At 60.1% G+C, this 15047-nt stretch carries 14 protein-coding genes and 1 pseudogene; 7 read left to right on the top strand and 8 right to left on the bottom strand.

Features of this window, described 5'->3' with window-relative positions; all coding sequences use genetic code 11:
- Positions 1 to 108: pseudogene (locus CKW19_RS29175) on the top strand (IS110 family transposase); the annotation flags it as partial.
- Positions 109 to 138: 30 nt separating this feature from the next.
- Here CKW19_RS29175 and CKW19_RS20640 read toward each other — a convergent pair.
- On the bottom strand, positions 139 to 1011 hold the full coding sequence (locus CKW19_RS20640) for a LysR family transcriptional regulator (RefSeq protein WP_095059594.1): 873 nt from the start codon (positions 1009 to 1011) through the stop codon (positions 139 to 141).
- 269 nt (positions 1012 to 1280) lie between these two features.
- On the opposite strand from CKW19_RS20640, the gene CKW19_RS20635 reads away from it, so the two are divergent.
- Entirely contained in the window at positions 1281 to 2606 is a 1326-nt protein-coding gene (locus CKW19_RS20635) for an MFS transporter (protein WP_095059593.1), read from the top strand.
- A 68-nt stretch (positions 2607 to 2674) separates the two neighbouring features.
- Positions 2675 to 4066: an FAD-dependent oxidoreductase gene (locus CKW19_RS20630; RefSeq protein ID WP_095059592.1), complete on the top strand. Its 1392-nt coding sequence runs from the start codon at positions 2675 to 2677 to the stop codon at positions 4064 to 4066.
- Between the two features lie 2 nt (positions 4067 to 4068).
- Here CKW19_RS20630 and CKW19_RS20625 read toward each other — a convergent pair whose 3' ends face one another.
- Positions 4069 to 5481 (bottom strand): type VI secretion system Vgr family protein, encoded by a 1413-nt coding sequence (locus tag CKW19_RS20625; protein ID WP_095059591.1) that lies wholly within the window; start codon positions 5479 to 5481, stop codon positions 4069 to 4071.
- 216 nt (positions 5482 to 5697) lie between these two features.
- Between CKW19_RS20625 and CKW19_RS20620 the strand changes: the two genes are divergently transcribed.
- On the top strand, positions 5698 to 6402 hold the full coding sequence (locus CKW19_RS20620) for a YebC/PmpR family DNA-binding transcriptional regulator (RefSeq protein WP_053161495.1): 705 nt from the start codon (positions 5698 to 5700) through the stop codon (positions 6400 to 6402).
- A gap of 129 nt (positions 6403 to 6531) precedes the next feature.
- On the opposite strand, the gene CKW19_RS20615 is transcribed toward CKW19_RS20620, so the two are convergent.
- From CKW19_RS20615 to CKW19_RS20600, 4 genes are all read right to left on the bottom strand, one after another.
- Entirely contained in the window at positions 6532 to 7845 is a 1314-nt protein-coding gene (locus CKW19_RS20615) for a leucine-rich repeat-containing protein kinase family protein (protein ID WP_095059590.1), read from the bottom strand.
- Positions 7846 to 7925: 80 nt separating this feature from the next.
- The gene (zapE, locus tag CKW19_RS20610; protein ID WP_095059589.1) at positions 7926 to 9050 is read right to left on the bottom strand and encodes a cell division protein ZapE; all 1125 of its coding nucleotides are present in this window, start codon (positions 9048 to 9050) and stop codon (positions 7926 to 7928) included.
- A gap of 88 nt (positions 9051 to 9138) precedes the next feature.
- Positions 9139 to 9891, bottom strand: a complete 753-nt coding sequence (locus tag CKW19_RS20605) for an anti-sigma factor (protein WP_095059588.1) — start codon at positions 9889 to 9891, stop codon at positions 9139 to 9141.
- The gene (locus tag CKW19_RS20600; protein WP_095059587.1) at positions 9888 to 10394 is read right to left on the bottom strand and encodes a sigma-70 family RNA polymerase sigma factor; all 507 of its coding nucleotides are present in this window, start codon (positions 10392 to 10394) and stop codon (positions 9888 to 9890) included. Before CKW19_RS20600 ends, CKW19_RS20605 begins: the two co-directional genes overlap by 4 nt.
- Before the next feature lie 158 nt (positions 10395 to 10552).
- On the opposite strand from CKW19_RS20600, the gene CKW19_RS20595 reads away from it, so the two are divergent.
- Positions 10553 to 11647, top strand: coding sequence for a catalase family peroxidase (locus tag CKW19_RS20595; protein ID WP_095059586.1), 1095 nt, complete (start codon positions 10553 to 10555; stop codon positions 11645 to 11647).
- Positions 11644 to 12189, top strand: a complete 546-nt coding sequence (locus tag CKW19_RS20590) for a cytochrome b (protein ID WP_095059585.1) — start codon at positions 11644 to 11646, stop codon at positions 12187 to 12189. The genes CKW19_RS20595 and CKW19_RS20590 overlap by 4 nt, the downstream gene beginning before the upstream one ends.
- A 73-nt stretch (positions 12190 to 12262) precedes the next feature.
- Here the strand turns inward: CKW19_RS20590 and CKW19_RS20585 are convergent, their stop codons facing one another.
- Entirely contained in the window at positions 12263 to 13414 is a 1152-nt protein-coding gene (locus CKW19_RS20585) for a M14-type cytosolic carboxypeptidase (RefSeq protein ID WP_095059584.1), read from the bottom strand.
- A gap of 483 nt (positions 13415 to 13897) precedes the next feature.
- Positions 13898 to 14239, bottom strand: coding sequence for a DUF6124 family protein (locus CKW19_RS20580; RefSeq protein ID WP_095059583.1), 342 nt, complete (start codon positions 14237 to 14239; stop codon positions 13898 to 13900).
- A gap of 129 nt (positions 14240 to 14368) precedes the next feature.
- Here CKW19_RS20580 and CKW19_RS20575 point away from each other — a divergent pair, with 129 nt between their 5' ends.
- Entirely contained in the window at positions 14369 to 15016 is a 648-nt protein-coding gene (locus tag CKW19_RS20575) for a LexA family transcriptional regulator (protein WP_095059582.1), read from the top strand.
- Positions 15017 to 15047: the final 31 nt, after the last annotated feature.

Here is a 15047-nt window from a genome sequence, read left to right as displayed (position 1 = left end):
GCCCCCAAGCAGATCATCTGTGCGGCGATGCGCAAACTGCTGCATTTCGTTTACGGAGTGCTCAAGTCGGGCCAACCCTTTGACCCGAAACTTGCGCTTGCTCGATGAGAAGCAAGACGGTATCTACAGGGGGTGGGGTCAGTTCAGACTCTCGCGCACCATCTCCAGAAAAGTCGCCACCACCCGTCGTGAGCTCTGCTCGCGCAAGCACACCAGGGTTTCCGTCAGCCTGCGTTTGCAATCAATAATCGGCAGTGCGCATACCCGTGAATCCGCACCAAATTCGGCCGCCGACACCACGCCAACGCCAATCCCCACCACCACCGCCTCTCGCGCGGCTTCCCGTCCTTCGACCTGAATCGCCGGACGGATGCGAAACCCGGCGCCGGCCATTTCCTCTTCCAGCGTCTGGCGGGTCACGGAACCGATTTCCCGCAGCACCAGCGGTGTGTCGTCGAGGTCCGCGAGGGTGATGGATTCACGATCGGCCCACGGATGATTGCGTGACACGAACGCCACCATCGGGTCGTTGCGCAGCGGCAGGGAGAGCAGGCGTTCATCGCTGACGTCACGGCCCAGCAATGCCAGATCAGCCTGATAGTTGAAGAGCCGGAACAATGACTCATCGGTATTGCCGGTTTCGATCTTCACGCTGATCCCGGGGTAGCGCTCACAGAACCGGGCAATCTGCGGCAGCACATGGACCGGCGCATCCACCGCCAGAATCAGGCTGCCGGTCTGCAAGGCCTGGGAATCCTGCAACAGTTCCTGGGCCTCGGCTTCGATGACGAACAGTTTCTGCGTCACGCCGAGCAGGCGCTCGCCCAGATCAGTCAGGCGCACCGATCGTTTGTTGCGGTGAAACAGCAACACGCCGTAGCGCTCTTCGAGTTTGCGCACCTGGTCGGAAATCGCCGGTTGCGTCAGGAACAGGCGTTCGGCGGCCTTGGTAAAGCTTCCATGCACTGCCACGGCGTGGAAAGCCTTGAGCTGGGCGTGGGACACCGACATGGAAATCTCCAGTAACAAGCTGAGCTTATATTTGAAATACGATAAATCGATTTCACTTATTAATCAGTAATTGTTTTTATCCACCTCAGCCCCGGTGACTGGTCAGTCGAACAGCAGCGGGAGCCATGAGCCTGTGCGTGCAGCTACAGGACTCATCTGACCGGTATCCGCCGTAGGGACAGGGCGATATCGCAGTGCTCAACAATAAAAACACAGGCGTTTTCTTCCAAATTCTGCCGGCACACTCACACCCTGAGGTCAGAACCACAATGAACAAGCACATCGGCACCATCAAGCGTTGGCGCGTGCAGATCTTCGCGATCACCTGGCTCGCCTACGCCGCTTTCTACTTCACTCGCAAAGCTTTCTCTGTCGCCAAACTCGGCATTGGCGAAGACCCGACGTTCATGCTCGACAAAATGACCATGGCCAACCTCGATGCCATTTACCTGGCCGCCTACGCCGTGGGCCAGTTCGGTTGGGGCATCCTGGCCGACCGTTTTGGTCCGCGCGTCGTGGTGCTCGGTGGTTTGCTGATTTCCGCCGGTGCGGCGCTGGTGATGGGCAGTTTCGCGACCTTGCCGATTTTCGCCACCTGCATGCTGATACAAGGCCTGGCGCAGTCCACCGGATGGTCGGGATTGTGCAAGAACCTCGGCAGTTTCTTTCCCTCCGAGCAACGCGGGCGGGTATTGGGCCTGTGGAGTTCCTGCTATGCCTTTGGTGGTCTGGTGGCTTCGCCGTTTGCCGGCTGGTGGGCGTACACGCTCATTGGCAGCTGGCATGCGGCGTTCATTTCCAGTGCGGCGGTGGTTGGGCTGGTCGCCGTGCTGTTTTTTATTTTCCAACGCAACAAACCGGAAGACGTCGGCTTGCCGGCGGTGGAGCCGGAACCTGAGCTGACCGCCGAACAAGCTGACGCGCAAAGCAAAATCAGCATGTGGGAGCCTTTGAAGGAGATCCTGCGCAACCGCACCGTGCTGGTGCTGGGTTTGGCGTACTTCATGCTCAAACCGGCGCGCTACGCGATTCTGTTGTGGGGCCCGGTGATCGTTTTCGAACAGATGCCCTCGGTGGGCAAGGTCGGCGCGGCGATCATTCCGACTGCGTTTGAACTGGCCGGATTGCTTGGGCCGATCATGATCGGTCTGGCCTCGGACAAACTGTTCGGCGCCCGTCGCATGCCAGCCTGCGTGATCAGCCTGTTGGCATTGACCGTGTCCCTGGCGTTTTTCATGGGCGCCCTGCATACCGGCAGCGTGCTGCTGGTGGTGATACTGCTGTTCGTCATGGGCCTGACGCTTTACGGACCAGACTCGATGATCAGCGGTGCGGCCGCCATTGACTTCGGCACTGCCAAGGCGGGTGCCACGGCGGCCGGTTTCGTCAACGGCTGCGGGTCGGTCGGGGCGATCCTCGGTGGATTGCTGCCGGGCTACTTCGACACCGTCACGGTGTTCATTGTCTTTGCCGGCAGCGCGATGTTCTCCGCACTCGTCTTGATCCCGCACTGGAACAGCCGCCCCGGTGGCCTGGGTACCCATTACGCCTACGTGCCCAACCGGGCAATGGCCATCAAACCCCTGCGAACCTGAATCCTGTCCCGCGCAGCCTGCTGCACTGGTGGCAGGCCGGCGTGTGGACGTCTGACTGGAGATGACCCATGAGACCCTTTTGGCTGGACCAGGCCTTGAAGGCTGATACATCCGAACCCTGCCCGCCACTGGAGGGCGACAGCCGCGCCGACGTCTGCATTGTCGGCGGTGGTTACACCGGGTTGTGGACCGCGATCATGCTCAAGGAACAGAACCCCGAGCTGGATGTGGTGCTGATCGAAGCGGATATCTGTGGTGCTGGCGCCAGTGGTCGCAATGGCGGCTGTGCGCTGTCGTGGTCGGCCAAGTACTTCACCCTTGAGCGGCTGTTCGGCGTCGAGGAGGCCGTGCGCCTGGTCAAGGAATCCGAGCGCAGCATCCATGCCATCGGCGACTTCTGCGAGCAGTACGCGGTGGATGCCGATTATCGCCTCGACGGTACGCTCTACACCGCCACCAACCGCGCGCAATGTGGCTCGACTGACGCGGTCATTGCGGCGCTGGAGCGCAATGGCATCAACTCGTTCACCCAGCGACCAGTGGCCGATGTGCAGCGCATGGCCGGTTCCAGCAAACACCTGGAAGGCTGGTTTTCCCCGGCAGCGGCCAGTGTGCAGCCGGGCAAACTGGTGCGCGGGTTACGCCGTGTCGCCCTGCAATTGGGTGTGAGGATTTACGAAAACACCGCGATGACCGGGCTGGAAGAAGGCAAGCCGGCGGGAATACAAACGCCGAACGGTACGATTCGCGCCGATCGGGTGGTGCTGGCGATGAACGCGTGGATGGCTCGCGCCTTCCCGCAGTTCGAGCGCAGCGTGGCGATCGTTTCCAGCGACATGCTGATCACCGAACCTCGGCCGGACCTGCTCAATGAGATCGGCTTGACCAGCGGCGTCACGGTGCTCGATTCGCGGATTTTCGTGCACTACTACCACAACACCCCGGACGGCCGGATCATGCTTGGCAAGGGCGGCAACACCTTCGCCTTTGGCGGGCGCATGCGGCCGGTATTCGATCAACCGTCGCCTTATGCCGGCTTGTTGCAGAGCAGTCTCGCGGATTTCTTCCCGGCGTTTGCCGACGTCAAGGTCGAGGCAACCTGGAACGGCCCGTCGGATCGATCGGTCACCGGGCTGCCGTTCTTCGGGCAGATGAGCGCCAGTGGCAACGTGTTCTACGGTTTTGGCTATTCCGGCAGCGGGGTCGGGCCGTGTCATATGGGCGGGCAGATTCTGGCGTCGATGGTCCTGGGCCTGGACAACGCCTGGACCCGTTCGCCGCTGGTGAACGGACCGCTGGGCTTTTTTCCACCGGAGCCGATTCGCTACCTGGGGTCGTTGATGGTGCGCAACGCCATCCGCCGCAAGGAGCGCGCCGAAGACCACGGACGCCGCCCTCGTCACCTGGATGTGCGCCTGGCGAAGTTCGCGGCGGCAGCGGGCAAGGCCGACAAGGGCTGATATCAAAGCTCGAAATCCGAACGATTGACCAGCCAATCGAGCAACAGGCGGCTGTCACCGACGGGTCTCGGATTGGGCGCAGGGCGCGGCGGTTCGAGTGGGGCCATGACCGCGCAGAGCACCGGTCGGTCCGGATCACTGTCGAGGAAACTGACCAGCACATCGCTGCCGGCCACGGGCAGTCGGCTCAGGTTGCCAGGGTTCTGCGCGCAGGCCAGTGCAACCGGCAGCCAAAGCCCGACAGATTCGTCTGTATCCGTTTGCAGGGAAGACCAAATGTTGACCCGAACCCGCCCTTGTTCATCCCGGTCTGCCGGCTGCCCGATCGGGCCGCACACCCGGGCCGGCTGATAGCCCGGAATGTTGGGCCGGGGTTGCTTGAGTGCCGGCCGGAACGCGGTCGACCAGGGAATGGCAGTGAACCGGTTGTGGTACTCCAGCGTCACGCCCGGCGTGTTTTCGGCAAAAGGGGAGATCGGTTGCCCTTGATGCCACACCTCGGTGACCAGCCATTGATCATTGAAACTCGTCAGCGGATGTCCCGACACCTGCACAATCCGCGCACTGCGCAATGCACCCAGATGGCTCCGTCCCTCTATTTGTAGCTGTCGACAACGCAGCCGCTCCAGCTGTCGACGACTGAGCTGATCGCGGGCAGGACTGCGCAACGGTGGCATGCTGGGCGGCAGTGAGTGATTGGCGGCGCCATCGGTAACGTTTGCCGTACCTCGATTTCCAGGGACAGGGCGCGGCGGCGAGGGCCGCGACACATGGCGCTGAAACAGTTCAGTGATCATCGGCTCTTTCGTTTCATCGAACGCGTCGCTCTGGAACGTCGTCAACAATGCGTCCTGGGGGAAGCTCAGGCTGTCATCGGCCAGAACCAGCACGTGCCCGTCGCGCTGATGCTCGAAGTGGTAGTGGATACCTTCTTCTTCGCAGAGCCGTTGCAGCAGGTCCAGGTCTGTTTCCTCGTACTGAATGCAAAACGCTCGCACAGGGTACTGGCCGGTGGTCAGTTCGAAGCGATAGCTGTCGGCGGGCAGTTCATTTTCCTCCAGCAACCGGTGCAGGATCATGGGCACGCTCAAGTGCTGGAAAATGCGGCGGCGATGTTGATCCAGCGTTTTCAGGCGGGGGATCAGCTGCAGTTTGTAGGCGACCTGGAAGGTGCCACGGTATTCGAGACCGGTACTGCACAAAACGCCATGAACGCCCTGACCTGGGCCTAGCCCGAGGTAGGCCGGTTGATTCTGCAATCGCTCCAGGCTCAAGGCCGGAGCCAGGCCAATCACCTCGATTTCGAAACGATAGGGCTGGTTGAGCGCTTCATGACCACTGAACCGCACCACCTGAAAGTGCAAATCATGGTCGAGCAGGGACAGGGTGAAGGGACTTTGCGTGTCGTTATGCATCGAGCTCGCTGCTGCCATGGAATACGGGTGAAGAGGGTACGAAACCGCAGCGCTTTGTGGTCATCGCAAATCGACTTTTCAGAATCGCCCTACAACCGCCGGTGAAGATGTCGATGCACGTCAGAATTTTTGGTCGATTGCCGACTTTAGGCCGTATAAACTTGCGCAAAGCGTCGGCCAATAGATGTCTCGGCGCCATCGACAAGAGAGTGAGTAATGGGCGCACAGTGGAAGGTTAAACACAAAGAAGCGGCAGCCAATGCCAAAGGCAAGATCTTCGGCAAACTGGTGAAGGAAATCACCATCGCTGCACGCAACGGTGCCGATACCACCACCAACGCACACCTGCGTCTGGTGGTCGAACAGGCCAAGAAAGCCTCAATGCCCAAGGAAACCCTGGATCGCGCCATCAAGAAAGGTGCGGGCCTGTTGGGCGAAACCGTGCAATACCATCGCGTGACCTATGAAGGGTTCGCACCGCATCAAGTGCCGTTGATCGTTGAATGCGTCACCGACAACATCAACCGTACCGTGGCGGAAATTCGCGTGGCGTTCCGCAAGGGGCAATTGGGCGCTTCGGGCTCGGTGGCGTGGGACTTCAACCACGTGGGCATGATCGAAGCCTCGCCGGACACCCCGGACGCCGATCCGGAAATGGCCGCCATCGAAGCCGGTGCTCAGGATTTCGAGCCGGGTGAAGACGGTGCGACCCTGTTCCTGACCGAACCTACGGACCTGGACGCGGTACAGAAAGCCCTGCCGGAACAAGGCTTCACCGTGCTGTCGGCCAAACTGGGCTACCAGCCGAAAAACCCGGTCAGCGGCCTGAGCGATGAGCAGATGGCTGAAGTTGAAGCCTTTTTGGAAGGCCTCGATAACCATGACGACGTACAGGATATGTTTGTCGGGTTGGCGGGTTAAGTCTTTGTGTCAATGACGGTTCTGTTGCCTGGCAGGCCGTCATCGCGAGCAGGCTCGCTCCCACAGGGATTTGTGTAGATGACACAAAACCTGTGGGAGCGAGCCTGCTCGCGATTGACCGCGAAGCGGTCAGGTGGCATTCAACGCCTGGATAATTTCATTGAACCCAGGTCGAGTCAGCACTTGCGGCTGACAACATTGCTGCTGCAAGTCTTCCAGCACCTCTCGCTGCTCATCGCTCAACCCTGAGTCGATCCGCTCCAGCAATTCCCCCAGCAACACCCCGAACGCCCGCACTTCGATTCGCTGCAACGCCTGGCTTGCAAGGCTGTCATCCGTGGCGTGAAACGACGCTGCGCCAAAATCGCCCAGCAGACAGTCACCGTGCTCATTCCACAAGATGTTGTGGCCGTAGAGATCGCCGTGGGTGATGCCATGCCGGTGCAGGTGCTCGGCGACCGATGCGATACCACAAGCGATACGCAGCGCCACCGCCGCGCTGAAACGCAGGTCGTCGGCATACACGTCACGGCTGCAGGACGCCAGGCTTGGCAGTCCGGCGAGGTTGCGGTAACTCGGCGCGATCAGTTGCATGACCAGCCCGGCCGTTTCCTGCGGGTGATCCACAATCCGGCCTTCGACGCGGATCAGGTTCGGGTGCAGACCGGCGGTAATGCACGCATTCATCTCATGCAGCGGTGAACCATCGCTGGTCATCTCGCCTTTGTAGAGCTTGACCGCAACCGGCACTGCCGGTTGATGGGCCGGTTGCCAGAGGGCCTGATGGATGACCCCGGAGGCGCCTTCGCCCAGTTGTTGTTCCAGGCGCAACGTCGACCAGTCAATGCGCGGGGTGGCGTCGAGGGCGGCGGCATCGGCTTCGGTTTCCAGCGGGTTACCGGCATAGGCCAGCCACGTCAGGCTTGGCAGGGCCAGCAGCCATTGCGGTAATTCGGTCAACTGATTGGCGGCGATGCGGATCAGCTCCAGCCGATGACAATTGCGCAACGACGCCGGCAACGCTTGCAAACGGTTTCCCGCGAGCATGAGCTTTTGCAGGTGCAGACATTCTCCCAACTCAACCGGCAGCGTTTCGACGCAATTGTCGGTGAGAATCAGCCAACGCAGCCGCGGCGGCAACGCAGTGCCGGGGACATGGGCAATGCGGTTGGCCTTGAAGCCGATCATTGTCAATTCGGCGCATTGGCCGAGGCAGGCCGGCAACTCGGTGAAGCGGTTATCGGAACAGAACAGCACGCGCAATCGAGTCAGGCGGTGCAAGTCTTCTGGCAGCGAGCTCAAGGCATTGCCGCTGAGGTTGAGCACCTCGAGCGAGTCCGCCAGCGCGAAAATTTCCTGTGGGAATTCGCTCAGGTCTTCGGCCAGATCCAGGCGTGTGATGCCCGACAGCTGGCCGGCGCGCAATTGTGCAAGGGTGTGCATGAACAGGTTCGCTATTGATCAAGGAGCAGGCACTGGGCCCGGGAATGGGCGACATGATAGCGGCAACGGCATGTTTCCTGTCAGGCCGGCTCCCTGACTTCCATCAGTTGCCCCAAACGACTGCGGGTGCGCGCCAGATCAATGGCATCACCGCCCAGGCTGTCACGCAGCGAGTGCTGCCCCAGCAAGACCAGGTGCTTGTCCTGGTCGTACAGCACGTCGATCAGATTGATAAAGCGCTGTTGCGCGGCAATCGTGCATTCGCTCAGTGGCGGCAGGTCATCGATGACCCAGATGTCGAAGCGACGGCACAACTCCAGATAGTCCATCACCGCCGTGGGGCGGTCGCACAGGTCGGCGAAGGTGAAGCCGATACGCCGTCCTTCGCAGAACCGTGCCTGGAACTGCCGGGTGCCGACAGGCAGTGACACGGGCGGCGCGTCGCGTTCAGGCAGGTTCAGCGACAACCGTTGTGCGGCGCTGGCCGGCCAGACGTAATGACCTTGGGTGAAGAGCTGTTGCGCATGGGTGCGGGCCTGGCTGCGATAGTCGTGGGGGCCGCCGACTTCCATGACCTGCATGCGAGTGTTGATCAGGTCGATCACCGGTTTGAAGCGCGCGTGATACAGCGGGTTGGGCAGCAGGCCTTCGGGCGGGTAATTGGAGGTGACCAGCAGCAGGATGCCGCGCTGGAACAGGGCCTTGAACAGCCGTGTGATGAGCATGGCATCGCCGATGTCGTGCACATGGAACTCATCGAAACACAGCACCCGACAATCGCTCAGCAATTCATCCAGAGAAGTCGTCAATGCGTCGGGCTGCTCGCGATGGGTGAACATGCCCTGGTGCAGGCGAGCAAAAAAATCATGGAAGTGCAGACGCTGTTTTTTCTCCAGGGGAGCGGCCTGGAAAAAACCGTCGAGCAACCAGCTTTTGCCTCGCCCCACGGCGCCATGCAAGTAAAGGCCGGGAAGGGCGCTCGTCGAGGGCCCCGACAACGCTGAGGCATACAAGGCCATGCAGTCGATCACACGCTGCTGGCTGTGGCTGAGCGTGTAGCCCTGGGAGTGCGCCTTGTGGCGGAAGTAGTCGTGGATGGCTTGACCGCTCGCAGCGCAGCCCGGCACCGATGCCTTGCCAAATAGGCGGCGTAACGCGGACCAGCGTGGTGTGAGTCGCGAACGTTTGGGTGGTCGAACGGCCACGTGATATCACCTTCATTGACTGGCGAGCTCCCCGAGCTGCGGCGGCGTAGTGTAACCAGAGCCGGTTTTTGCTGCGATACGTTGATCCCTAGAATTGCGCGGTCTGTCTGAGCATCTGCGCTGCCGGTGTGTCCGCCGGGCTGACCATTGCGTAGTTGTAGCCACCTCCCGACCAATACTCGGCCTGCAAGCCGTTATCACGACGACTGCCTCTTGGCAGCAGGAAGTTTTTCGGCCCCGGTGGCCGGACATAAAAACTGATTTTCTGTCCGCCCTGATTTTCATAAACCACCATCGCCGCCGGCCCTTGCTCGGTACTGAGCAATCGCCCACTGGCCGGTTTGAACCCCGCACCCGAGAGGTCAGGCAGGCGGTTGGCCTGGGTGAAATAGCGGTCGAGCCAGCCTTGCATGTCACCGTCATCGCTGACCTTGTAGTCCGCCGGCAGGATGCCTTGCTGGGCAATCAGGCGATACGCCTGCAAGGCGTCGGTCATCGGTAGCGGAGCGGCGGCAATCGTCATCTCGCGTGCTTGCCAGCCGCTGACGCCGCCCACGCTGACGGCGATGAACAACACCGCCGCGCTGGCCAGGTGACGGCGCGACTGGCGTTTCAGGCGTTGGCGAATCGCAACCGGATCGAGGTCCGGGTTGGCCGGTTGCTGCAAGGCGCCACCGAGGGCTGCGCGCAGTGCCTGGGCGTCCTGCTGCCAGGCACGGACCTGTGCGGCAACGTCCGGGTTGCTGGTGAGAAAAGTCTCGATCAGACGTCGGTCAGCGTCGCTGAGTTGATGGTCGACGTAAGCGTGAAGGTCACGCTCGTCAGGGGGCATGCTGATCATTTGAGTCTCCGCAGGGAAGGGCGGTTGATTTCGCCATCGCTGAGCTGGCGCAGAGCCTGTCGAGCCCGGGACAGACGGGACATCACGGTGCCGATGGGAACGTCGAGAATCTCGGCGACTTCTTTGTAGCTCAGGCCTTCAACGGACACCCACAGCAGCAACGCGCGTTGCTCGGTGGGCAATTGATCGAAGGTGGTAAGGGTCGACTGGGCGATGACGGTGCGTTCCACCGAAGGCTGTGGGTCGTCACGCCCGGTGAAAAATTCGAGCATGCGCGCATACCTACGGGAACGTCGGTGCGCATCGAGAAATTGGCGATAGAGAATTGAAAACAGCCAGGCGCGCAAATCACCGTCGACACGTTTATCACCCCAACTCGACAGCGCACGCTCCAGGCTGGCCTGGACCAGGTCGTCGGCGCTGCTTGGGTTGCGCGTCAACGACACAGCAAATCGCCGCAATCGGGGAATGATTTCTCGCAGTTGTTCGTCGATATCGTTCATGTGGTTCTGGCTAGTCACTACGCTGTGGACTAGGAAGACGCCCGGTACGGGAGGTTATTCCACGCCTGGAAAAATAAACACCACACGTGGGAATAAACCGGTGTGCGGTTCGTCTGCTTGATTCTTCTCACTTGTGGCCGATGGCCCTGGAGTCTTTCATGGTAGATCGATCATCACCGCCAACGGGGCCGGACCGGCCACCGCTGAGTGCCGCGAGCCTGACACTGCGCCTGACCGGCATTGCCGTCGTCGTCGCTGTGCTGGCCGCGGCGTTTGCCTACGTCAATGGCACCTTCGACCCACAGCGCCTGACGCCGAAAAAGCTGATCAATGTGCTGGAAACCAACAACGGCGTGCACCCCGGTTTCCGTCGCAACCACTCCAAAGGCGTGTGCGTGATCGGGCACTTCGAAAGCAGCGGTGAGGCGCGCAGTTACTCAACCGCCCAGGTGTTCAATGAGGCTCGGACCCCGGTGGTAGGGCGTTTTGCCCTGCCGGCGGGTAATCCTTATGCGCCGGACAACGCCGTGCCGATCCGCAGCCTGGCACTGCGCTTCACTCAGGCCAACGGCCAGCAATGGCGCACCGGGATGAACAGCATGCCGGTGTTCCCGGTGGGTACGCCGGAAGCGTTCTACCAGTTTCAACAGGCCCAGTCGCCCGATCCGGCGACCGGCAAACCGGACCCTAAAGCGGTGCCGGCGTTCTTCGGTTCGCACCCGGAATCCGCGCCGTTCCTGGCTTGGGTCAAGACCGCCAAACCGTCGGCAAGCTATGTGACGGAAACCTACAACAGCGTCAACGCGTTTTACCTGGTCAACGCCACCGGGCAGCGCCAGGCCGTGCGCTGGAGCATGGTGCCGGTGGCGCAAGACGCGCCGGGTGCGATGGCATCCGAAGGTGGCGACTTTCTGGAAAAGGATCTGGTGCAGCGCATCGCCGCAGGACCCTTGCGCTGGCAACTGAATCTCACCCTGGCCAACCCGGGTGACCCGGTCGACGACGCCAGCAAGGCCTGGCCCACAGGGCGCAAAGTCTTGAACGCCGGGACCCTGGTCCTTGAGAGCACCCAGCCGCAACTCAATGGCGAATGCCGTGACATCAACTACGACCCGCTGGTATTGCCTGCCGGGATCGAAGGGTCCGACGACCCGTTACTCGCCGCTCGTTCAGCCGGTTACGCCAATTCCTACCTGCGTCGCACCAGCGAAGTCAGTCAATTGCCCGCCGCCAAACAGGAGACCCGGCAATGAGCACTCAACCGAACCACTTCGCCCCGCTGGCGCGTCTGCTGCACTGGCTGATGGCGCTGATGATCATTGCCATGCTGTTTATCGGCGCCGGTATGGTCGCCTCGGTCTCTGAGCGACATGAATGGCTGATCCATCTGCACAAACCCTTGGGCATCGCCATTTTGCTGCTGGTGATCGTGCGGCTGGTGGTGCGCTTCTCCACCACGCAACCACCGCTGCCGGCGGACCTGCCGGGTTGGCAAGTGTTGGCGGCCAAGGCGTCGCATGTCTTGCTGTATGCCTTGATGTTGGTTTTGCCATTGCTTGGCTGGGCGATGATTTCGGCGTCGGGTGAGCCGGTGATGCTCAGTGGTTCGCTGCAGTTGCCATCCATTGTGTCGGCGAATGCGCAGGTGTTTGCATTCCTTCGCAAGGCGCACGGGTATCTGGCGTATTTGCTGTTTTTGACCGTATTGCTGCATCTGGCGGCGGCGTTGTTTCACGGTTGGGTGCGCCGCGATGATGTGCTGGACAGCATGTTGCGGGGCAGGGATCGCGGTTAGAAAACTGCGGAAATCCGTGGCGAGGGAGCAAGCTCCCTCGCCACAGTGTGTGCTCATTTTCCTGCGAAGTTGATCAACGCAGGGAGTCGACCATCTCCGCCACCGTCGTCAACACATCCTTGCCCAACTGTTTCGAACGCTTGCCTGACCACCCCGTCAGCACATTCGGCGCATCGTTGTTGTCCTTGAACGGCATTTCCAGGGTCAGCGACAAGCAGTCGTACTGCTGGCCAACGCTGTTGCAGGCCAAGGTCATGTTGGCTTCGCCTGGTTTGTCGAGGGTGTAGCCGTGGGCGGTCTGGAAGTCCTTGGTCAGGTGCTTCAGATGGCTGCGGAAGTGTTCTTCGAGTTTGGCGATGCGCGGTGTGTAACCGGGATTACCTTCGCAACCGGCGGTAAACACGTAAGGGATTTCTTCCTCGCCATGGATGTCGAGAAACAGATCGACGCCGTACTTTTCCATCTGCTGCTGTACGAAAAAGACCTCCGGGCTGATTTCCTGGCTGGCGCTTTGCCAGGCGCGATTGAGGTCCTGGCCCATGGCGTTGGTGCGCAGGTGACCGTGGAAAGCGCCGTCCGGGTTCATGTTCGGCACCAGGTACACGTCGGCGCTGGCCAGCAGTTTGTTCAGGACCGGGTCGTCGCGCTTTTCCAGGCGCTCGATCACGCCTTCCATGAACCATTCGGCCATGTGCTCGCCCGGATGCTGCTGGGCGATGATCCACACCTTGCGCCGGCCTTCAGCGCCGGTGCCTTTGCGTAGCAACTGGATGTCACGCCCTTCGACGCTCTTGCCGGTCGCCAGCAGTTCGGTGCCGGCCTTGGTCAGGGCTTGCTCGATCAGGCAGTCGTGGCGGCCACGGCTGTAGGGTTCGAAGTAGGCACACCAGGCGTGGGTGGCGGTAGCTTCGAGGCTGAAGCGCAGGCAATCGCCTTCGAAAATGGTCGGCACCCGGAACCAGTTGACGTGGTCGTAGGAAGCGACGGCCTGATAGCCATCCCAGGCTTTGTTATACGAGGATTTGCTGGCGTTGCTCAGGCGGAACCAGTGTTCCTGGCCGACATGCAGGCCGCTGGCCTTGAAGTGGAACCACTGGAAATGCGGGCTGCGGGTATCGGGCTTGATGGCCAACAATGCTTGCAATGGATTGCTGATATCCAGGACTTCAATATTGCCACTGTCGAAGTTGGCACTGATATCGAAAGAGGATTTCGCCACGGTCATAATCGTTTCCTGAATATGATTTTTATCGCAGCTACTTTACACGCAAGACAGGGGTGAAACCGAGGGAAATTGCGGGGTGCGAGGGGGGCGTCCTCCATGACGCGGACGCAGCTTAGAGACTGTGCGATTGATTCTCAAGTGCTATTTCTATTTTAATTTTAGCTAATGAAGACGGGCTTCTCTTGCCAGCTGATGCTCTTTTGATATTATCCGCGCCTTCAAATTGGCAGTGCCCAAAAAGACTTCATTAGCCTGAAGCCAAAGCCAGAAAAACTGGCAAAAAAAGACCCGGCAAAAAGCCGGGTCAAAAACCGTGATTAGCCTGATGAGGAGATAGTCCAGGAGACCGACCTAAGGTCCCTGGTCCATCGACTGATCTCGCGACCAGTTGTTGCAATAATAATCATTCTCGTTTGCAAGTCAAACTTTTTTATCTATTCGATTGGAAAATTCTTTTCCGTCCTCCCTTTTTGCATCCCGAATTCAACCTCTTTGATGCCCTTCCAGCGAGCGATCCACCATCGCCTTGGCCATGTCGATCATATGCACCGTCGAAAACGCCAGGTCCCGGTTTGCTCCTTGCAAATGACTGGCTGACTCGAACGCCGTCGCGGCGGCGCATCGCAACAGGTCCGAGGCATGGACCAGTGCCTCCTCACTGCTGACATTGCGGTTTACATCAAAGAATCGCGATTCGTTCATGTCCTCTGAAACAGTCGGTTTCAAGTAATAGTCCAGCGCACGCTGTGCAGCGGCGGACCCCTGCGGCGAGGTGAGGGACGTGTCCATTTGCATGTCGGGCAGGTCGTTGGCGGGTTGGTTCATGGCGATGGCAAGCTCCGTGATTGATTCAGATCCGTGAATCCATCCTAGTACGATTTGTATTTGTGACGATCAATTAAATACTACAATGTGTGTTTTGATGGCCGGAGTCGCCCACGTATCGTGCCGCACATGGATAAATGGATCGAATTGGTCAAGGCCAAGATGAGTGAACTCAAGATCACTCAGGAAATACTCGCCGAACGTCTCGGAATGTCCCAGGGTGGCATAGGTCACTGGCTCAACAAGCGCCGCGAGCCTGGCATCGATGACATGAATCGCGTGTTGCATGCGCTCGGCCTGGGGTTCCTCGAAGTGGCCCTGGTGATCCGCGAGCCGCAGGCGTCTCAGGACGACGAGCTTTCGCTGACGCACAAGTACAACCCGTACTTCCGCTACCCGGTCAGTGACTGGCGCGAACCTGTCGAAGCACGCGATGGCGAGTTGGCGGCGTATGGCAAGGCGCAGTTCGAATTGACCGACTATCACGCCCGGGGCGCGGCATTCTGGTTGAAGGTGGTGGGTGACGCAATGACTGCTCCCAACGGCGTCAGCATCCCGGAAGGCATGCTGATCCTGGTGGATCCGGACGTAGAGGCGGAGCCCGGCAAACTGGTCATTGCCCAATGGCCTGGCAGTGCCGAAGCGACGTTTCGCAAGTTGATCGAGGAGGGCGGGCAGCGTTATCTGGTTCCGCTCAATCCGACCTATCCGAAAGCCCTTTACTCAGAAGAATGCCGAATCATCGGCGTGGTGGTTCAGGCAACCACCAGGTTCTAGTCAGATCGGTCCACGCAAAGCGTAGGACCGA

The organism is Pseudomonas sp. Irchel s3f7 (genome assembly GCF_900187615.1).
GTDB lineage: Bacteria > Pseudomonadota > Gammaproteobacteria > Pseudomonadales > Pseudomonadaceae > Aquipseudomonas.
Note: the sequence above shows the minus strand (reverse complement) of the source record. Positions and strands in the feature narration are given on the sequence as shown.